The organism is Sphingobacterium phlebotomi (assembly GCF_008180195.1).
GTDB lineage: Bacteria > Bacteroidota > Bacteroidia > Sphingobacteriales > Sphingobacteriaceae > Sphingobacterium > Sphingobacterium phlebotomi.
Map to the genome: position 1 here is coordinate 382,178 of NZ_VTAV01000002.1, position 18,207 is coordinate 400,384.

The 18,207-nt window shown below is 39.7% G+C and carries 19 protein-coding genes; 8 read left to right on the forward strand and 11 right to left on the reverse strand.

Annotated elements, in window-relative coordinates; translation table 11 throughout:
* Nucleotides 1–164: 164 nt before the first annotated feature.
* The 4 genes from arsB to FXV77_RS05755 form a co-directional block, all read right to left on the reverse strand.
* Entirely contained in the window at nucleotides 165–1,211 is a 1,047-nt protein-coding gene (arsB, locus tag FXV77_RS05740; RefSeq protein ID WP_148918245.1) for an ACR3 family arsenite efflux transporter, read from the reverse strand.
* 3 nt (nucleotides 1,212–1,214) lie between these two features.
* Entirely contained in the window at nucleotides 1,215–1,829 is a 615-nt protein-coding gene (locus FXV77_RS05745; protein ID WP_148918246.1) for an arsenate-mycothiol transferase ArsC, read from the reverse strand.
* Between the two features lie 12 nt (nucleotides 1,830–1,841).
* Nucleotides 1,842–2,306, reverse strand: a complete 465-nt coding sequence (locus tag FXV77_RS05750) for a DUF6428 family protein (RefSeq protein WP_148918247.1) — start codon at nucleotides 2,304–2,306, stop codon at nucleotides 1,842–1,844.
* Nucleotides 2,307–2,378: 72 nt separating this feature from the next.
* Nucleotides 2,379–2,708: an ArsR/SmtB family transcription factor gene (locus FXV77_RS05755; protein WP_148918248.1), complete on the reverse strand. Its 330-nt coding sequence runs from the start codon at nucleotides 2,706–2,708 to the stop codon at nucleotides 2,379–2,381.
* A 605-nt stretch (nucleotides 2,709–3,313) separates the two neighbouring features.
* Here FXV77_RS05755 and FXV77_RS05760 point away from each other — a divergent pair.
* The 4 genes from FXV77_RS05760 to FXV77_RS05775 all read left to right on the forward strand — a co-directional run bounded on the left by FXV77_RS05760 (nucleotide 3,314) and on the right by FXV77_RS05775 (nucleotide 7,170).
* Nucleotides 3,314–4,144, forward strand: a complete 831-nt coding sequence (locus FXV77_RS05760; protein ID WP_148918249.1) for a helix-turn-helix domain-containing protein — start codon at nucleotides 3,314–3,316, stop codon at nucleotides 4,142–4,144.
* 105 nt (nucleotides 4,145–4,249) lie between these two features.
* Complete coding sequence (locus FXV77_RS05765; protein WP_148918250.1) at nucleotides 4,250–4,783, forward strand: YceI family protein; 534 nt, start codon at nucleotides 4,250–4,252, stop codon at nucleotides 4,781–4,783.
* A gap of 41 nt (nucleotides 4,784–4,824) precedes the next feature.
* Nucleotides 4,825–5,706, forward strand: a complete 882-nt coding sequence (ygiD, locus tag FXV77_RS05770; RefSeq protein WP_148918251.1) for a 4,5-DOPA-extradiol-dioxygenase — start codon at nucleotides 4,825–4,827, stop codon at nucleotides 5,704–5,706.
* A 432-nt stretch (nucleotides 5,707–6,138) separates the two neighbouring features.
* Nucleotides 6,139–7,170, forward strand: coding sequence for a threonine aldolase family protein (locus tag FXV77_RS05775; RefSeq protein ID WP_148918252.1), 1,032 nt, complete (start codon nucleotides 6,139–6,141; stop codon nucleotides 7,168–7,170).
* An 11-nt stretch (nucleotides 7,171–7,181) separates the two neighbouring features.
* Here the strand turns inward: FXV77_RS05775 and FXV77_RS05780 are convergent, their stop codons facing one another.
* Nucleotides 7,182–7,691, reverse strand: coding sequence for a GNAT family N-acetyltransferase (locus tag FXV77_RS05780; RefSeq protein WP_148918253.1), 510 nt, complete (start codon nucleotides 7,689–7,691; stop codon nucleotides 7,182–7,184).
* Between the two features lie 123 nt (nucleotides 7,692–7,814).
* Between FXV77_RS05780 and FXV77_RS05785 the strand changes: the two genes are divergently transcribed.
* Nucleotides 7,815–8,177 (forward strand): MauE/DoxX family redox-associated membrane protein, encoded by a 363-nt coding sequence (locus FXV77_RS05785; RefSeq protein ID WP_222867716.1) that lies wholly within the window; start codon nucleotides 7,815–7,817, stop codon nucleotides 8,175–8,177.
* Between the two features lie 33 nt (nucleotides 8,178–8,210).
* The gene (locus FXV77_RS05790) at nucleotides 8,211–9,155 is read left to right on the forward strand and encodes an aldo/keto reductase (protein WP_148918255.1); all 945 of its coding nucleotides are present in this window, start codon (nucleotides 8,211–8,213) and stop codon (nucleotides 9,153–9,155) included.
* Between the two features lie 35 nt (nucleotides 9,156–9,190).
* Here FXV77_RS05790 and FXV77_RS05795 read toward each other — a convergent pair whose 3' ends face one another.
* From FXV77_RS05795 to FXV77_RS05815, 5 genes are all read right to left on the reverse strand, one after another.
* The gene (locus FXV77_RS05795) at nucleotides 9,191–11,152 is read right to left on the reverse strand and encodes a DUF1963 domain-containing protein (protein ID WP_148918256.1); all 1,962 of its coding nucleotides are present in this window, start codon (nucleotides 11,150–11,152) and stop codon (nucleotides 9,191–9,193) included.
* A 102-nt stretch (nucleotides 11,153–11,254) separates the two neighbouring features.
* Nucleotides 11,255–11,809, reverse strand: coding sequence for a hypothetical protein (locus FXV77_RS05800; RefSeq protein ID WP_148918257.1), 555 nt, complete (start codon nucleotides 11,807–11,809; stop codon nucleotides 11,255–11,257).
* A 47-nt stretch (nucleotides 11,810–11,856) separates the two neighbouring features.
* Nucleotides 11,857–12,543, reverse strand: coding sequence for a hypothetical protein (locus tag FXV77_RS05805; RefSeq protein WP_148918258.1), 687 nt, complete (start codon nucleotides 12,541–12,543; stop codon nucleotides 11,857–11,859).
* A gap of 66 nt (nucleotides 12,544–12,609) precedes the next feature.
* Entirely contained in the window at nucleotides 12,610–13,158 is a 549-nt protein-coding gene (locus FXV77_RS05810; protein ID WP_148918259.1) for a hypothetical protein, read from the reverse strand.
* A 12-nt stretch (nucleotides 13,159–13,170) separates the two neighbouring features.
* Nucleotides 13,171–13,497 (reverse strand): DUF4870 domain-containing protein, encoded by a 327-nt coding sequence (locus FXV77_RS05815; RefSeq protein WP_148918260.1) that lies wholly within the window; start codon nucleotides 13,495–13,497, stop codon nucleotides 13,171–13,173.
* A 271-nt stretch (nucleotides 13,498–13,768) separates the two neighbouring features.
* Between FXV77_RS05815 and FXV77_RS05820 the strand changes: the two genes are divergently transcribed.
* On the forward strand, nucleotides 13,769–15,583 hold the full coding sequence (locus FXV77_RS05820; RefSeq protein ID WP_148918261.1) for a hypothetical protein: 1,815 nt from the start codon (nucleotides 13,769–13,771) through the stop codon (nucleotides 15,581–15,583).
* Nucleotides 15,584–15,594: 11 nt separating this feature from the next.
* Here the strand turns inward: FXV77_RS05820 and FXV77_RS05825 are convergent, their stop codons facing one another.
* A complete protein-coding gene (locus FXV77_RS05825; protein WP_148918262.1) occupies nucleotides 15,595–16,449 on the reverse strand; it encodes an AraC family transcriptional regulator in 855 nt (284 codons plus the stop codon).
* A gap of 145 nt (nucleotides 16,450–16,594) precedes the next feature.
* On the opposite strand from FXV77_RS05825, the gene FXV77_RS05830 reads away from it, so the two are divergent.
* Nucleotides 16,595–18,202: a fucose isomerase gene (locus tag FXV77_RS05830; RefSeq protein WP_187444022.1), complete on the forward strand. Its 1,608-nt coding sequence runs from the start codon at nucleotides 16,595–16,597 to the stop codon at nucleotides 18,200–18,202.
* Nucleotides 18,203–18,207 lie beyond the last annotated feature (5 nt).

The following is an 18,207-nucleotide window of genomic DNA, read 5'->3' on the forward strand; positions in this document are numbered from 1 at the left end:
GTACTTATGTTATGATTAGATCAGAAAGCAGATTACCAATAACTGGACAATATAGTGCTGATATTTCGTTTTTCGGTATGGAGTTTATTCCATCTTTTTGAAACTCTTTAAGTGACAATATATAGACATAAGCATCTAAAAAAATATATCAACACAACATCGCTTTATGCTGTCGACTTCGGCTTATAATGTACTTTTTTCAGCCACAAACTTGCCCTTACCAACAGTATCAATACAGGCACTTCCACAAGTGGGCCGATTACGCCCACAAACGCCTGTGGTGAATGAATACCGAATACGGCAATGGCTACAGCTATTGCCAATTCAAAATTGTTTCCTGTGGCTGTAAACGCTATTGAAGCATTCTTGTCATAAGGAACGTTCAACGATTTGCTAATAAAGAAGCTCACGAAAAACATTAACACAAAATAGATGATTAACGGTATGGCTATTTTTATCACGTCCATTGGCAACTCTAATATTTTGTCGCCTTTCAGACTGAACATCAATACAATGGTAAACAGCAAAGCATACAATGTAATTGGCGATATTTTGGGTACGAATTTCCTGTTATACCATTCGATACCGTTTGATTTTATAAGAACGTATCGGCTTACAAAACCTGCAACAAAGGGAATACCCAGGTATATCAAAACGCTTTCGGTTACATCTTTCATAGACACGTTTACATTGAAATTGGCTAATCCTAATTTGCTGGGTAATACATTGATAAAAAGGAAAACCAAAAAACTGTAACTCAATATCTGAAAGATGCTGTTTAACGCTACCAATAATGCCGTATATTCCCTGTTGGCTTTTGCCAAATCACTCCACACGATTACCATTGCGATACACCTTGCCAATCCTATCAAAATCAGCCCTGCCATATAATCGGGGTCGTTCCGTAAAAACAAAACGGCTAACCCAAACATCAATACTGTACCGACTACCCAATTCAGCAACAGGGATATACCGATTACTTTTTTATCCTTAAATGCTTGGGGCAATAGCGAATAATCAACTTTTGCCAATGGCGGGTACATCATCAGTATCAGTCCTATTGCCAACGGAATATTGGTTGTACCTACGGACAAGCTGTCTGTTACATTAGAAATGTTGGGAAAGAAATAGCCCAATCCTACACCCAATGCCATAGCAAGGAATATCCAAAAGGTAAGGTAACGGTCAAGGAATTTTAATTTTGGTCGCATCGGTTATTTGTTAATCATTGAAAAAACATAGAACATTTCGGTAGCTATCTGCAAACTTCTTTCTGCATAAACCTGTGTCTGCTCTGCTGTTCCGTCTGAAATCTTCGGATCTTCAAATGTGATGGGTATTCGTTTTTCTGCACCTGCGATAAAAGGACAGCCACCGTCTGCCTGCGAACAGGTCATAATGGCTGTGAACGCTGATACAGGATTGAAAGGACTATCGTATTTCTTTGAGAAACCGATTACAGGTAAAGCATTTTCACCGTACTTAATAGTATAAACAGGGTTGTCCGTTTCCGAGATTTTGAAAACAGAAAAGCCCTGTTTAGCCAATGTTTCTGCTACTTTCGGAAATAGTGCTGTTTCTTCCGTACCACCCGAATAGCAATGCACATTCGGGATATGATAATACGCACTTGCCGCCTGTGCCCAAACCTGTGCTAAATGGCTTCTACGTGAATTGTGGGTACAAATGAAATTTAGGTTTATTTCCTGTTCGTTATTTACCTTTTGCTGTACGAAATCCACTAATGGTTGCAATACGTCTTTGCGTTCTTCACTAGTATGCTGATTAGCAACAATTCTGTCAATCGTTCCGATTAAATCTTTGTACATAATGATTAGTTTTTAGCAACAACCCGAATTTGGTGTACAGCAAGCGTTATTCAATTCTAATAGCTTTAATTTTTGCTTTTCGGCAGGAATACCGCAGGCATCACTCGCCAAGCAAGCGGTCTGTTTGTTCTTCAGGACAAAATGGTTTCCGTTAAAATCCAAATCGTATTTGCCAATAGTTTCGCTTTGGTATTCCACTTCTATTTCTGCATCTTCAATACCCAATTTTTCTTCGGATAGTTTAATGATCTTCAATAGTTTTGTCGGCTTTAATCTGTGTTCAAAATCATTTGCGTTCCATAATTGGAAATTGATAACTTTTTCATTTCGGATAGTTCCGCCACAATCAATAAAATGTTTGGTAATGATACCTATTTCCGTAACGTGGAAATGTTCGGGTACAAATGTTCCGTTTTCTAACTGAAATTCAACATTCTCCAATGTTGGTAAGATTTCCTTGATGTTTGATAGTTTCATTGTTTTTAATTTGAAATGATTTATTGAATGATACATCGTAATATAACGATGTTAAATGTTAAAAAAATACCGTTAACAGCATTTGTTTACTTTTACTTCCTGATTGAAAAAAGTATTAAAATCTGCTTGGATTTTTTTCCAAATATTTTCATCAATACAATAACAAACTGATTTTCCCTCAATAGTTCCCTGAATGATACCGACGTTTTTCAACTCTTTTAAATGTTGTGAAATGGTTGCCTGTGCCAACCCTAACTCCTCAACCAGATCATTACAGATACAGTTTTTCTGGTCTATGATATATTGAAGTATGGCAACCCTCGCTGGGTGTGCCAAAACCTTAAACAGTGACGCCAATCTGTTTTGTTCGCCCGTGAATATTTCCGATTTGGTAAGCCCCATGCTGTAATATTTTTGTTATCGCAATATTACAATAATATTTTCAAATACCAAAATGTAAATTATACATACAATTGTTTGTAATCTGAAAATTATTAAAATTTTAGAAACAGAAAAACCTACTTAGGCGTAATGTACCCCGTAAACTTTCTAACAATCATCTAATTATTCGAGTAAACCTTTCTCATTTGGAGGGCTTCATAAACTTCGGAAGGGTTACACTTTCCGCAACTAAATTCTATTGACAGACGAAGTAATTAAACTAGTTATTCTTTTTCGAAAACGTAACTTTTTCTCGATACACACTTGAATTTGCCATCTAAATTCCTTATCTTTAAACCATAAAGCAATTGCAGCTAAAACGTATGTCAAACCAGTGAGCGATTCGGTGAGTAGGAAGATGGAAGGCTTGTAAAATACTGATAAAGAGACTGATGTCCGAAGGATGTTATTCCCCTACGGGCTACATAAGGAAATGCACATAAATTGGCATTTCCTTTTTTTATATTTATAATAATCTGAAAAAGCTCTCCGTTTTATTATTGAAAGTTTGAATTTGGGTAATTTCTATCGTTCTTACATTTTTAATTTTTACTAATTTTATAGCGATGACAGAAACTTTCAAAATATTTCAAGTGGATGCCATTGAAGCAAAAAAGATCATTGCTTCGGAAAATGAACCGCATCACCACGATTTTGAAGAACTTATCATTGGTACAGAAGGACAATTGGAGCACTTTATCGATTTCAGGTCCACCGTGCTTCGGGCTCCTTTTGTGAGTTTTGTGACCAGAGGAAAAGTACATCGGGTAAAACCCATTATGAAAGACGGAAAATGTCAAATGTGGGCCATCCGCTTCAAAAGTGAATTTATCCCAGAAACCACCTTTCAGCTTTATTCGCTCTATCACGACAATGCCAGTATCGAGCTGCCCGTTGGCGCTTGTTTCGAACGACTTAGCACGCTTTGCGAAATGATGGATGAAGAAATGCAGCAGAACTTGCCCGATTATGCCATCATCCGGCAACTTCTTGGAGCGGTTTTTACCATGATAGCGTCTGAACGACGAAAATTAAAACCTAACGAAGAAGAACAACTCAAATCTCAAAATATTACCTTTAAAAACTTTCTGAGAATTCTGGAAGAGAATTTCCGCCGGAGCGTAGGTGTAGAGTATTATGCCGAGAAACTATTTATGTCTGCACGAAATCTCAATAATATCTGCCATCAAATCCTGCAACAAAGTGTCTCGGAAATCATCGAAACACGAAAACTGATTGAAGCCAAAAGCTTGTTATCTACGACGGACAAGACTATTTCGGAGATTGGTTTTGAGTTGGGCTACAATGAAAAAGCCTACTTTACCAATGTGTTTAAGAAGAAAACTGGACAGACACCTTCTAGTTTTCGCACAGAAATGCAAAAGCTCATTTCCTAAAATTACAACTCCTTTTCTGAATACTATTACCTGCCTGCGTGCTATAGAAGGTATCTTTGCATAAGATATAATTCATTAATTTATAAACATTTAAAAATAAAGAAAATGGAAACAGCAGTGACAAAATGGGTTTTAGATTCGACACATAGCGAACTTGGGTTTAAAGTAAGACATATGATGATCACCAACGTCAAAGGTGAATTTAAAAGCTTTCTGGTAGATGTCAAAGGTGAAGATATTGCTAAAGCAAAATTTAATGTAAATATTGATGTCGCTTCGATTAACACCAACAATGAACAGAGAGACGAGCATCTAAGAAGCTCCGATTTTTTTCATACTGAAAACTTTAAAAATCTCTTTTTTACGAGCACTTCATTCAAGCCCAAGGGAGATGACGAGTTTGAACTTGTTGGCGACTTGACTATTAAAGGAAAAACCAAGGAAGTCAAACTTAATGTAGAGTTTGGAGGCATTAATAAAGATCCTTGGGGAAACGAGAAGGCCGGATTTTCTTTCGAAGGAAAGATCAATCGCAAAGACTGGGACTTGAACTGGAACGCAGCTCTTGAATCCGGAGGTGTATTGGTCAGTGAAGAGGTAAAAATCAGCGGTGAATTACAATTTGTACAACAATCTTAGAACATGCTATAAAAAAGCATTAACAACCATGAAAGAATTGAATGAATCAGGTAGAATTTTTAAAAAAATTGGCGATTCTGCCATTAGCGGGAGCAGCAATGAAACTCAAGGAATTGAATAAGATGACAGAGGCTTTGAACAATACTGTAAAAATGCCTGTGTTGTTTCTAGGCCATGGCAGCCCAATGAATGCTATTGAGGAAAATGAATTTGTGGGAAGTTTCAGGAAGATTGCTACAGAAATTCCCAAGCCTAATGCCATTCTTTGTGTTTCGGCACATTGGGAAACACGGGGGACTTTTGTGACTGGAATGCAAAATCCCCCTACCATACACGATTTTGGAGGATTTCCCAAAGAACTGTTTGAGGTGGAATACCCCGCCCCAGGAAGCCCTGATTTGGCGAAAGAAATGCAATCGTTAATTAAGAAAGCTAATGTTGAGCTGGACGACAAATGGGGTCTTGACCACGGTGCTTGGTCGGTGATTAGGCATATCTATCCGCAGGCCGACATACCTGTCATCCAACTAAGCCTAGATTATTATCAGAATCCGCAATACCATTATGAGTTGGCAAGTGAATTGAAATCGCTTCGCGAGAAAGGTGTGCTGATCATCGGCAGCGGAAATATGGTACACAATCTTGGTTTGGTGGCTTGGAAACAACTGAATGAAACTTTTGGATTTGATTGGGCGATAGAAGCAAATGAAAAAATGAAACAGTTTATATTGAACGACGACCATCAGTCCTTGATTCAGTACCACAAACAAGGCAAACCCTTTCATTTAGCCGTGCCCACACCGGAGCATTATATGCCTTTGCTGTACGCACTGTCGTTGAAAGACAAAAATGAAGAAGCAATTTTATTTAACGATAAAGCTGTTGGAGGTTCGCTGACGATGACCTCTGTGAAGATTGGCTAACCCTTCAATTAATTTCTATACCTTATCGAGCGGGATGTATATTCCGATCGTTTGCGAAATCCAATTTAGCCAGCGAATCCGGGTCGGCTAAGGGAAGCATTTATACTTAAAGCATTTACGGTGTTGGTGTAGAATGGAGGCCTCCACCCTCCATCGAACATGTATTTTAGCTTTGTGTCCTCCAATCGAAATACCGCTGTCGGGCCCTATAGAGGTAGTTATTGGCTTCACTGTAATAATTTAGTACTTGTGTATTTATTTGTATAGATCCGGGAAATTGTTCTCGCTGTTTTATAAAGTCGCTGTGTAGGCCCAGATCCCAGTATTTGCGACACTCATTTAGAATTCTAAAATGACATGCTATTTAGCATTATTGTTATATAAAAATCCTTGGATACTGTTTACTTTTGTTTTTATAAAGTGAACAGCGATATGTATAGTTTCAAAAACGATTACGCAGAAGGTGCTCATCCTCGTATCCTGGATAAGCTTGTAGAAACCAACTACGTGCAACAAATGGGGTATGGGGAAGACGAGTATACTATGGAAGCAAAGGAAAGACTTCGACAGAAGATACACAACCCCGACGCTGCGATTTATTTTGTCTCCGGCGGAACACAAACGAATCTATTGGTTATATCTTCGCTTTTACGGCCGCACGAAGCTGCCATTAGTGCCAAAACTGGTCATATTTATGCTAATGAAACAGGAGCTATCGAGGCGACCGGGCACAGGGTAATCACCGTGGAGACTTCAGATGGTAAATTAACGCCTACCGATGTTGAAAATATATTGCAGGAGTACGCGCTTAGGCCACATGTTGTAAAATCAAAACTAGTTTATATATCCAATTCTACCGAAATCGGTACCATCTATACCCGGTTGGAAATAGAATCCTTATCGACTTATTGCCAGTCAAAAGATCTATACTTGTTCATGGACGGAGCACGACTCGGGCATGCATTGACCGCCGAGCACAATGATTTGACTTTATCGGATATTTCGCAGTATACCGATGTTTTCTATATTGGAGGGACGAAAAATGGGGCCTTATTGGGCGAGGCGATTATCTTTAATAAAGCCCGTCTTGCAGCAGATTTCGATTACATGTTAAAACAAAAAGGAGCTCTATTGGCTAAAGGACGTTTATTAGGAATCCAATTCCTCGAACTATTCAGAAATGATTTATACTTCACGTTGGCAAAACACGCCAATGAAATGGCGATGAAAATAGCAAATGCTATGGAAGCACAAGACTATCCTTTCCTTACACCTCCTCATACGAACCAGATTTTCCCCATTCTTCCCAAGACCGTCATGAATGAATTGATGAGACAATATGATTTCTACGAATGGAAAACCATAGATGAACAGCGGTCTGCTGTTCGCATTATTACATCGTGGGCGACGGATGAAAACAAAGTGGATGCATTTATTGATAGCTTGAAAAGAATAACAAGTTAATCTAAGACAGTTTAATCGGTTAAAACTTTTTCAAAAGCTTTTCGGGGTGTTCCTCGGAAGGTTACCTCTCCACAATAGGTATAACCCAATTTACTGAATATGTTAAGCATGCCCGCATTGTCAAAGTTGGTATCGGCTTTCACACTGTGGATGTTATGTTGTCGGGCAAAATCTTCAACGTACCCTAACATCTTTTTCGCCAATCCCTGACCTAGATATTTTTCGGATATAGCCACCCGATGGTAAACAACAAAATCTCCATTCGTTAACCAGTTCCCTTTCAATTTGGTGTACTCCGGTTCGTCATTTATCAATATCGCACAATAACCCACGATAGTATTGCTATCGACTAAGACGTGCCCGATGCCCCTTTCTATATCGCTTCTGATGACGGAAGGATTCGGATAACCATCTTGCCATTGGTTACTTCCGTCTTCCTTTCTCCGTTGTATTGCACGGGCCAAGATTTCCCAAATCTGGAGTGCATCTGCTTTTTGCGCTTGTTTAAAAGAATATTCCATTTTCAACAACACGAATTTACACTATTTATTACAAACAGATAACATGGCTTCTTTTAATATTCGCTAAGTTTGGAATAACAACGTCGAACGATCATGAAAGATTTTAAAACAACGTTTTTCTTTATGAGATTGCCGCTGGCCATATCCTTGCTTGGTCATGGTCTAGTACGCTTACCAAAACTTACCTCATTCGCAGAAGGTATGGTATCATCGATGGAAAGTTCTATACTGCCTGGTGGATTGATCCTCGCTTTTGGCTTTATACTGCCTTTTATAGAAGCGGTATTAGGCCTACTACTATTATTAGGTTATCAAACTCGGTATATATTATATGGTGCTTTAGCATTGATGGGAATCTTGATTCTGGGGAGTTCTACCATAGAAAACTGGGGAGCTGTACAAGCGCAACTGTTTCACGGCATTTACGCTGTTGCGTTGTATTGGTTTTGGGAAAATAAAAGAAGTAATACGACCACAGTTGTATAGCGTAGGGAGAGAATTAATATAAGCAATATAAATATGAACAAAGTAGCAATTAAGAATACCGATTTAGAAATAGCGCCGATCAATTTTGGAGGCAATGTCTTAGGGTGGACATTAGATGAACAAGCATCTTTCGATATATTGGATAAATTTACAGGTGCCGGTTTTAACTTTATCGATACCGCTGATACATATGCTTGGTGGCTAAATGGAACTGGAGGGCAATCTGAGGAAATTATTGGTAAATGGCTGAAAAGTCGTGGTAATCGAAACCAGATCGTGCTTGCTACGAAAGTGGGCTCGGAAACCAAGGAACACGGGTTTGACATCAGCAAAAAACACATCTTAAAGTCGGCAGATGAATCGTTGCGTCGACTAGGAGTGGATAGCATCGATTTATATTATACCCATTTTGATGATAAGGTGACACCGATAGAAGAAACCCTATCCGCTTATGAAGAGCTTATTAAAGCAGGCAAAGTCCGCTACATCGCGGCATCCAACCTTTCTCCAGCCCGACTTACCGAGAGTTTTGAAGTTGCAGAGAAAAACGATTTACCGAAGTATGTCGCTTTGCAACCGCATTATAATCTCGTAGAACGTACAACTTTTGAAACCGATTATGCGGCTTTAGTTGGACAGCATAACTTAAGTGTTTTTCCATATTGGTCATTAGCAGCTGGATTTCTGACAGGAAAATACAGAACAGAAGAAGACTTCCATAAAACAATCCGAGGCGGTAGCGTTAAAAAATATTTCGATGATAGAGGGAAAGCTGTTTTGAAAGCGCTGGATACTGTTGCCGAAAAGCATGAAGCAAAGCAAGCCACCGTGGCCTTGGCGTGGTTATTGGCAAACCCATTAATTACCGCACCTATCGTCAGCGCGACCAGTGAGAGCCAATTGCAAACCTTGTTTGCTGCGCCAGATCTGAAATTAGATGCCGAGGATCTGGCTATATTGGATGAGGCTAGTAAATAACATTTAGCCCGCGGCTTAAAGTCGCGGGCAAAATGCTAAGAACTTTCCATCGTAATAAACACGTTGCTAAAATCTTTCTTCGTTAAGTCGCTTTTGTGAATAACGAAGAACAAGTCGCCAGCATCACCCCATTGAAAATCCCCACGGGATTTTACCTGTAAAAGGATAATCCAGTCTTGCGGATTTCCTTTTAAGCTAAGTGCAGCCTGCAATTCGGGTGATTCATGCTGTGTAAAAACGTAGCTATTAACCGCATGATCAAATTCTTTTAAAAAACGGACCGGCTCTTCGTAAGTTTCGTATAAATCCTCTAACAAATCTTCTTTGTCTGCCAAAGATTTGGCTTTCCCTTCAAACAGATAGGTATTCTGATGATGAGCGTAAAAAGAGGGAGCGGAGACGCTAACGAATGCCTCCGCCTTGTAAGGAGCGTATTCGCCATCGATGAGTTCGAAGAAATCTTCTTCCTGTAATTTGAATCTTTTTCCCGATGCAAGAGTGCTATTGTCTTCTATATAAATAACGTGGGCAAGATCGTTATTGTCGAAACCAAATAATTGAATGCTTTTAAAAAAGAAGAACAAGCTGCCCGTGCACGGAAGATAGTCTTGTAAATGTGCAATCTGCTCGCAATTGATCTGTGCAATAAATTCGTAATGAAACTGCTTGTTTTCATGCTTATCGTGAAATGTGGGGAAGGCTATATCCTGTGGAAGGTCGGGCCTTCCACCGAAACGATGGTTGCCTATTTCAATATAGTCTTCGGCTTGTGTCTGATTGAACCCCACCGTCCTTTTCACCAGCGACAGCAACACTTTTTTGTATCTGCCTAACTTGTGTTCTTTAATTATATCTTCTACAGGAGCAATGAGTGCTTTATCCTGTTGGGCTTCATACACCGTATCATCCCATTTTATAGTTCCTTTTCCATCGGCTCCTTTATAGGATGTATCCAACAATCTTTTTTTCTCTGGCATGGTCAGTTCCAAACCTTTGAAAAAGCCAAAGCTTTCTGGTAGCGATTCAAAAGGATTGCCCGATGCCCGGATAAGGCGGATTTTCGCCTGCTTGGTCAGCGTCTCAGGAAGCCTATGTAGCTGGTTTTTCTCGACACTTAACGTCTGTAAAGCGGGGAGATGCATCTCCGTCGGTATGGTTTTTAACTTATTGTCGGTCAGAATCAGGTACTGTAAATGCGGTAACTTCCAAGTCGCTTCCGGCAGCTCCTCCAGCTCGCATAAGCTGATGTTGAGGTTTTCAAGCGCTGTTAAATTGGTAAGGGACGCAGGGAGATGTTTGATCGAAGCATTATTGATGCTTAGGCTTTTCAATCTTTTCAGCGACCCAAATTGCTCGGTTAAATCTTCCAGCGGTAGCTTAACATTGTCCCAATAATTACTTTTATTAACAATACTCAGGTGTTCCAGGTTGCTGAAGTGGAATATCTCGCCAGGCAACTCACGAAAAGAAGGGTTTGTAATTTCGAGTAGACGGACCTGTTGTGGATCGGCACCTGCGGTCTCCGCTAAACTCTTAAAACGATAGTCGCGCCAGTCTAATACAGCCGGGTCAAATACAACGGAAGCCTCTATCGGAAAGATAGGCTTATCGCCGTAAGGCGGTCGCAGTTCGCCTTGAATACGGACAGCGCCATCTTCGTAGCTTACCGAGCCAAAAAAATCCAGACTATATTCCAGACCATCTTTTCGGAAATAGGTGTACGTTTCGCCGTCTTTATCCGCTTCGTATTGAAACATTCCGGTGGGTACCCACCGATTAAAAATACCGGATGCCTCGACATGTATCTTTATGCAGCCATCTTCATTGTATTCACTCAATAATAACTTCTGTTTATCTCGCTTGATGTCTGTGGATTCAACGATGATATCGGTTACCAGGGTGTGGCTCATTTTCCCAATGCTCCATTGGCTTTCTTGGGTATCTATTAGATAGTCCTGTCCATCAATGGTAAAGTGGGGATATACTGTTTGTTCCATCTTTTTTAACGTTAACTGTTCACGTAATATATACCTATCTTAACGTTGTTTCTGGAGATAATAATATTTCCACTTCTCATTTTTATCGTTCCATTGTTTTTATTACCACCAATCCGCTTTTGGCAAGGCGTAATAGGTAGTGTCCTTCTCGGGTTGCCAGGGAGCCTGGTGGAATTGCCAGCTTTCCGGTACCTTATCAAAATATCGGCTAAGGTTTATTTCTCCCCATTGATAGCCGACTTTATATTCCTTTCCGTTGCTCTTTAGTGTTCCGAATATCGTGGGGTAGGACGAGCCCGATACGCCGTTGGTGTACTGGACAGCCTTTTCCAAGATCAGTTTTGTTCCCGCCGGGAATATTTTAATTTTGGTTACGTCGCCGATTTCCTCTTGTTGTTGTATATATTCCCAACGCGGATGCAAGCTATCCAATAGAATGTAAGGATATTTACTATTGGCGTTCATTTTGATTTTTTCCTCGAACACGGTAGTTTCTTTGTTCAGTATAACCGTCTTGTTTACCCATTCCTGAAATGGTGGATATTTGCTGATGTTAGTCGATTTGGTTTTTATCGTGGCGTAGAGAAAGAAGATAAAAAGCCCGATACCGCCGATAATGACCAACGCAATGATACCCATAATTTTCCCTGTCGTCATGGTAATCTATAAAATGATTAAAATCCTAAGAGTTGAAGCTTTTCTTTTTATTTCTTGTCCGTAATGTATATTTCCGTCAGGCCATCGTCTGATAAGAAACGTATGTTATAGCCTGTTTGCTCCGTTAGTTTCACCGGAAGTAACCTTTCCGTTTCAAAATCCGTGCTGTTTAGCTGTTCTTTCGGTTTATGTCCTTTGTTCATCTCCATCGATGGCGCTAGGTAATACACGTCGCCTTCTACTCGGGCTACAGTGAACCATCCGAAACGACCTTCCATGCCCAACGGGTTTCCTTTTTCTTTATAGATCTCGTAACGGCCAAAATAGATGTCGTCTTGTATGGGCGCTTTTTCCATTGCCACGTATTCTTCTGATTTTGGTAAAGGAGGTTTCAGTTCATTATAAACAATCATGCCGAATACACCGGTCATGAGGAGGACAAATATCCAGCCGATAATCGTGATTTTGAATATATAGGGAGGCTGGGGAGCTTCTAATGCTTTCTCCTTATAGAGTGCTTTCATCTCCGGTGTCCATAAGCGTTTTGGAATCTTTTTGTTTTCTACTTTATCCCAGTATTCACCATAGGTTTTTTTGGTATTGACGATATAAAGTGCTGTGCGTATTTTATTACGATAAATGCCCAATACCATAGCGTTTCCCGGAGCCTTCGGATTTTGCAGTTTGTCTGTATGGTGAGCGCTTTGTTCGATTTTATCAATGGCTATAAACATAATTTATTTTATTCAAGGTGCGTATTATTTATCAATGCCGTGGTTTTTGTTTGCATAGTTTTTATTTTAGCCCTCCAGTTTCCGGTTGAAGGAATCGACAGCTTTTTCAAGTGTTTGATTAGCAATGTAGAGCATAGTTGGGGCTATTTCTGTTATTTTCGTATACGGTTTAAGCGTAGCTTGCTGATTGGAAAATTCCAAATAAGCCATGACTGAACCGTCGCCCCATAAAAAATCATATATGATCGCCGTTCCCTTGTCGTCATGATCTTGATAATGCGCTAACTCTTTTAAGAAAGCTAACATAGGTAATATCTCTGTGTAGTTCTCACTAAAGAAAACAGATACAAAAATCCAGTCTTGTGAAATCGCGTCGTACTGTTCGAAACAGGCAAAATCTTGATCGTTGATGAACTCGTCCAATATATGCCGGTTGCTTTCCCCTTGGTAGATAGGAATATTTTGCAACGCTTGCTTGGAATACATTTTGCGGGTGTCCCACCATGCATTCCAGTTATCATCGGGTAATTGAGGTGGGGTTTTGCCGTGAAAGAATTGATCTAATTTTTCTTTCGTTATCTTAATTTTTACGTAAAGTGAATTTGGTTCTGACATAACGTTGAAGAATTACTTATCTAAAAACGGAAACTGGTTTTCAAATAATTTGCCGATTAAAGGTAAAGGCTTTCGGACTTCGTTTGCGGCATTGATAATACCGAATATCATCAAAATTAAAAATATAACGCTTATCAAACTAAGGGGCGTGCTTAATGTGGGCACAAGCAGAATGATAATGTTTAGAATCAAATTTACTAGAATAGCGACCACCAAAAGACCTAATCCTTGTCGGAGATGATAAGTACTTAAGGTGTCCCTTTTTTCTTTGCCGCCAAAATAGGCTATCAGCCATAAGATACCCAAATAAGCGAGAATAGATTGTGTTTTTGAACTCATAATAATAATAATAATAATAACTTTAAAAATGTAGAATGAAGTTCATTATAAAATGTCAAATCCTATGCCTATAACGCTTAACAAACCATATACTGGCCTATTTCTTGTATATACAAATCATCTACATTTTTTGTATGTTTCTGTTTTTCAGTTTATTGTTGTTTTGTTTTTCATTGTTGATCATTTTCAATACGTTGTTTTTTATAAAGCCAACGTTAATTATTAATGTATTTTTGTTTAAGTCGATTATCTAGGGATTATAGCTATTTAAATGATGGATTTAAAGAATTTTTTGTTAGTTGCTATTACGATAGCATGTTATTCGATTGTCCGAGGACAGCATATTCTTACCTCCACGCAGGAAGTACTGGATAAGGTAGAACAATTGCAGTTACAAAATAGATCACAGGAAATTCCTGTAATTTTGGGAGACGCTATACAGTCAACCCAATCTGCGGATGATCTTACTTATTTGTATGCGTATAAAAGTAGCTACTACGTTTCTCAGGACAGTCTTTTAATGGGTAAGAAGTTTTTGGATCTGAGTCTTGAAAATGCAGGTAAATCAAAAAAAGGCACATCGAAAGCCATTGCTTATAGAGCTAAAGCGTTTTTTAATAATAGGCTGAATTTACCTGATTCCGTAATACAAAACGCACTAACGGGGTTAAAATATGTGGAAAGTAACCCAGATGATCCTGTCACAAAATATGGTCTTAATTATTTGCTTTACGGCGCCTATAGCAAATGGGATGATGGAGAAAAGATGGAGAAGTACATCCGGGCGAGTGCGAAGTATGCACTTGAGGCTGGAAATGTAAGTCTTCAGGCAAATGCTGACAATGGTATTTCCAGCATGTATCAGGCTCGTTATCGGAAAACACGGGAGCCACATTTACTAGATAGTTCCTTTGTTTACCTCAGCAAGTCCTTTGCGCTTCACGAGAAGAATCCCAACAAAGTAAGTGGAAATACCTTTGCGATCACGTGCATTAACCTCGCCAATTATTATCTGGAGTTTTCTACCGAAGAAGAAGAAGTAAAAAAACAAAAGGCATTTGAATATTTAGATTATGCGGAGCATAAATTGGAAAAGAAGGAAGCTCTGGATGATATGCTAGTCAATATCCTTGGCATCAAAAGTAGTTTTGCGCAGAAGGATGGAGATTTGAAGAAGGCTGAGCAGTACCTATTAAAAGGTCTGGGCCTGTTGAGAAGTGATAATAGAAATCATTACAAACTGGAATATGCTGTAAATAAGGATCTAAAAGAGATCGCATTAAAGAACAACGATGTAAGAAAAGCATTGACCTACCAACAAAGGGCAGAGGATCTGCTAAAGAAGTCTTTTGACGAACAGCAACTTTTCAATGCCCAGAAATTAGAAGTCCAATACGAAACCGAAAAAAAAGATCAGCAGTTAAAACTATTGAGTGAAAGAGAGGCATTCCGTAAGAAACAGAATTATCTTTATGGAGGCATTGCGGTAACCCTATTGTTCGGTCTTATCTTTATGTTCGCATCCTATCACTTCAAACTAAAGTATGCTATTGAAAGGGAGAAGAAGCTAGCTAAAGAAAAGGAAGATGCGGAACATCAGGCGGCGTTGGAATTAAAAATTGAGAAAGAGGAGCGAGCTCGCCTAAACGCTGAGCAGGAGCTATCGGACCTAAAACGCCAGCAGTTGGAAAAAGAAGCTTTGGCAAATTCACTGATTATCGAGCATAAAAATGACATGCTTAAACAAATCCAAGGGAAGATTCAAGGCGGCGAAGCTGGGGGGATACAGAAACTGTTAAAAGAAGAGATGCTAATGCGCACGGATTTCGAGGACATCAAAATGCAAATACAGGAACTGCACCCAACGTTCTTTAACCAGTTAAGCGACAGGGCTATTCAGAAACTCACCGCTTTGGACCTGAAATATTGTGCTTATATGTATTTACAAATGACGACCAAGCAAATAGCACAGGTACTCCATGTAGAACCCCAGAGTGTCCGGATGTTCAAATATCGACTAAAGCAGAAATTTGGATTGGGAAAGGATGTTGATCTGGAAATTTTTTTACGAGATCTACACCCCTGAATTTATGATAGCTAGACAAGCCCTTTCCTATATTCTGTTGGGGTTGTATCTTTAAAATTTTTAAAATGTCTATAGAAATTAGAGGTGTTTTCAAAGCCACTTTCTATGGCAATATGTTGCATGGTCAGATCAGAATCAATAATAAGCCTACAAGCGTGGTTTAGCCGAACCTCGGTTAAGAAATCAAAATAAGATTTGTTGGTAATCATCTTGAAATATCGACAGAAAGATGTGGTGCTTAAATTGCATAGCGTTGCTACATCTTCGATGGCGATTTTCTCTTTGAAATTTTTTAAGGTATGGGAGAATACTTTGTCCATCCGACTCTCGTCGATCTTATTCAGTTTGCTATATGCAAAGCTGTTGGAGAGGGTATCATATTCCTCACTGGTAGCGAGTATACGGAATATCGCGAATAGATAAATCAGTTTTTCCAGACCGTTTGTATGCTGCATAGCTGCCATTAATTCCTTGATTCGCTCTTTCGTGTCCCCGTGGATGATCAGTCCATTTTTCGATAGCTGTAACAATTTTAATATTTCCTGCGTCTCCGAAACGGTCAAAAACTCTTTACCAAAACATTCCGGATGGAAATGTAGCACGAGCGCTTCCACATGGTTTTTTTCTTGTTTTATTTCATTGCATTTCCAAGTGTGCGGGAGATTAGAACCTAGTAAGACCATATCATCTTCGCGAAAATGGTCGATATGATCGCCAATAAATCGTACACCTTCCCCTTTGATAAGATAATGTAATTCTATCTCGGGATGGTAATGCCATATCGTGCCGAAATGGGGTAATATATCATGCCTTATGCTAAAGGCATTGTTGAATGCTTTTGGAACTTGGTGAAACTTCGCCTTCATCACATTATTTATAATGGTGTCATCTAATTTAGCTAAAGTATGCTTTTTCTACAAAAATGTGATAAAATGTTGGACACTTTGGAAAAATTATGCCATGAAATGGCTAGTTTTCCAATGCATCTTTGTAATACCAAATATAAATCACATGACGACAACAAATAATAATCAAGCTTATTTAGTGTGTAGCGGAGACTTAAGACCTTCAGCGAATATCAAGTGTTGGCCGATGCAACAGCAAATGGAAGAAAAGCTCCATGACGCCTTGCAGAAGCTAGGCTGGACGATCAAACGAGCGCATACATACGATGAAGAAAAAGGACATGGTTTTATTGACTATCAACATGTGGGGATTAAAATCTTTAGAGAAATTGACAAAAAAGCCCCACTTATTGTTGCTGAAAGTGTATGGCAGTATAGCCATCATGTTTTGGCGGGACTAATTGCCCATGAAGGGCCCATTCTGATTGTAACCAATTGGGATGGTACCTATCCTGGATTAGTCGGTGCATTGAACCTGACGGGATCGCTTACGAAAGCCAATGTACCATATAGTTTTCTCTGGAGTAAGGATTTCACGGACGATTTTTTTATCAACAAACTTCAGGACTGGTTGAACACAGGTACAGTGATTCATGATTATACGCACGTACAGGCTTTTGAGACGACATCGATGACGGCAGCAGATCGTGAATTGGCTGCGGGATTCGCCGCAAAATTACAACATGACCAAGTGGTTATGGGCGTCTTTGACGAAGGTTGTATGGGTATGTTCAATGCCATTGTGCCCGATGCGCTAATCCATCAATTAGGCATCTTCAAGGAACGACTTAGCCAGTCGACCTTATACGCGAAGATGTTGACCGTCTCGGATGAAGAGGCGCACGCTGTTCTGGATTGGCTGTTGAAAAAAGGAATGAAATTCGATTGGGGGACAGATCCAGTTAACGAATTGACTAAAGAGCAGACATTGGAACAGTGTAAAATGTACATTGCGGCCCTTCGTTTGGCGGATGAATTTGGATGTGATACCATCGGTATACAATACCAACAGGGCCTGAAGGACTTAGTGGCGGCGAGTGATTTGGTGGAAGGTCTGTTAAACAATACAGAACGACCTCCTGTTTATGGTGAGAAAGGGAAAGAATTATATCCGGGCGAGGCTTTACCACATTTCAATGAAGTAGATGAATGTGCGGGTATCGACGGATATGTTACTTATCACCTTTGGAAACAGTTAGGGTTGAACGGTGATAATACTTTGCATGACTTACGCTACGGCGAAAATTTTGTTGTAGACGGAAAAGAGGAGTTTGTCTGGGTCTTCTTGATATCCGGGGCGGTGCCTGCTTCCCATTTTGTTGATGGGTATGCCAATGCGAGCAGCATGCGCCAACCACCTATGTTCTTCAAAAAAGGAGGAGGAACCCTTCGTGGTGTCAGTCGTCCGGGCAAAATAGTGTGGAGCAGAATATATATGGAGCAAGATGAATTGTGGTGTGATATAGGTACCGGACGAGCCGTGGAGTTACCGAAAGAGGAAACAGAAAGACGATGGGCACTCACAGATCCGCAATGGCCGATTATGCACGGTGTGCTGGATGGCGTAAGCAGAGACCAGATGATGGCCAAGCACAAGGCTAATCACATACAGGTGGCTTATGTAGATGGTGATTTTGATGTGAGAAGAGCGGCAGAAATTAAAGCGGCAGCACTTCAAGCGTTGGGAATTAAGATTAATTTTTGCGGAATATAAAGTAA

What these genes read in the sequence shown, in the direction of transcription:
- arsB (WP_148918245.1), bottom strand. Translation starts at nt 1,211, where the DNA reads ATGCGACCAAAATTAAAATTCCTTGACCGTTACCTTACCTTTTGGATA.
- FXV77_RS05745 (WP_148918246.1), bottom strand. Translation starts at nt 1,829, where the DNA reads ATGTACAAAGATTTAATCGGAACGATTGACAGAATTGTTGCTAATCAG.
- FXV77_RS05750 (WP_148918247.1), bottom strand. Translation starts at nt 2,306, where the DNA reads ATGAAACTATCAAACATCAAGGAAATCTTACCAACATTGGAGAATGTT.
- FXV77_RS05755 (WP_148918248.1), bottom strand. Translation starts at nt 2,708, where the DNA reads ATGGGGCTTACCAAATCGGAAATATTCACGGGCGAACAAAACAGATTG.
- FXV77_RS05760 (WP_148918249.1), top strand. Translation starts at nt 3,314, where the DNA reads ATGACAGAAACTTTCAAAATATTTCAAGTGGATGCCATTGAAGCAAAA.
- FXV77_RS05765 (WP_148918250.1), top strand. Translation starts at nt 4,250, where the DNA reads ATGGAAACAGCAGTGACAAAATGGGTTTTAGATTCGACACATAGCGAA.
- ygiD (WP_148918251.1), top strand. Translation starts at nt 4,825, where the DNA reads ATGAATCAGGTAGAATTTTTAAAAAAATTGGCGATTCTGCCATTAGCG.
- FXV77_RS05775 (WP_148918252.1), top strand. Translation starts at nt 6,139, where the DNA reads ATGTATAGTTTCAAAAACGATTACGCAGAAGGTGCTCATCCTCGTATC.
- FXV77_RS05780 (WP_148918253.1), bottom strand. Translation starts at nt 7,691, where the DNA reads ATGGAATATTCTTTTAAACAAGCGCAAAAAGCAGATGCACTCCAGATT.
- FXV77_RS05785 (WP_222867716.1), top strand. Translation starts at nt 7,815, where the DNA reads ATGAGATTGCCGCTGGCCATATCCTTGCTTGGTCATGGTCTAGTACGC.
- FXV77_RS05790 (WP_148918255.1), top strand. Translation starts at nt 8,211, where the DNA reads ATGAACAAAGTAGCAATTAAGAATACCGATTTAGAAATAGCGCCGATC.
- FXV77_RS05795 (WP_148918256.1), bottom strand. Translation starts at nt 11,152, where the DNA reads ATGGAACAAACAGTATATCCCCACTTTACCATTGATGGACAGGACTAT.
- FXV77_RS05800 (WP_148918257.1), bottom strand. Translation starts at nt 11,809, where the DNA reads ATGACGACAGGGAAAATTATGGGTATCATTGCGTTGGTCATTATCGGC.
- FXV77_RS05805 (WP_148918258.1), bottom strand. Translation starts at nt 12,543, where the DNA reads ATGTTTATAGCCATTGATAAAATCGAACAAAGCGCTCACCATACAGAC.
- FXV77_RS05810 (WP_148918259.1), bottom strand. Translation starts at nt 13,158, where the DNA reads ATGTCAGAACCAAATTCACTTTACGTAAAAATTAAGATAACGAAAGAA.
- FXV77_RS05815 (WP_148918260.1), bottom strand. Translation starts at nt 13,497, where the DNA reads ATGAGTTCAAAAACACAATCTATTCTCGCTTATTTGGGTATCTTATGG.
- FXV77_RS05820 (WP_148918261.1), top strand. Translation starts at nt 13,769, where the DNA reads ATGATGGATTTAAAGAATTTTTTGTTAGTTGCTATTACGATAGCATGT.
- FXV77_RS05825 (WP_148918262.1), bottom strand. Translation starts at nt 16,449, where the DNA reads ATGAAGGCGAAGTTTCACCAAGTTCCAAAAGCATTCAACAATGCCTTT.
- FXV77_RS05830 (WP_187444022.1), top strand. Translation starts at nt 16,595, where the DNA reads ATGACGACAACAAATAATAATCAAGCTTATTTAGTGTGTAGCGGAGAC.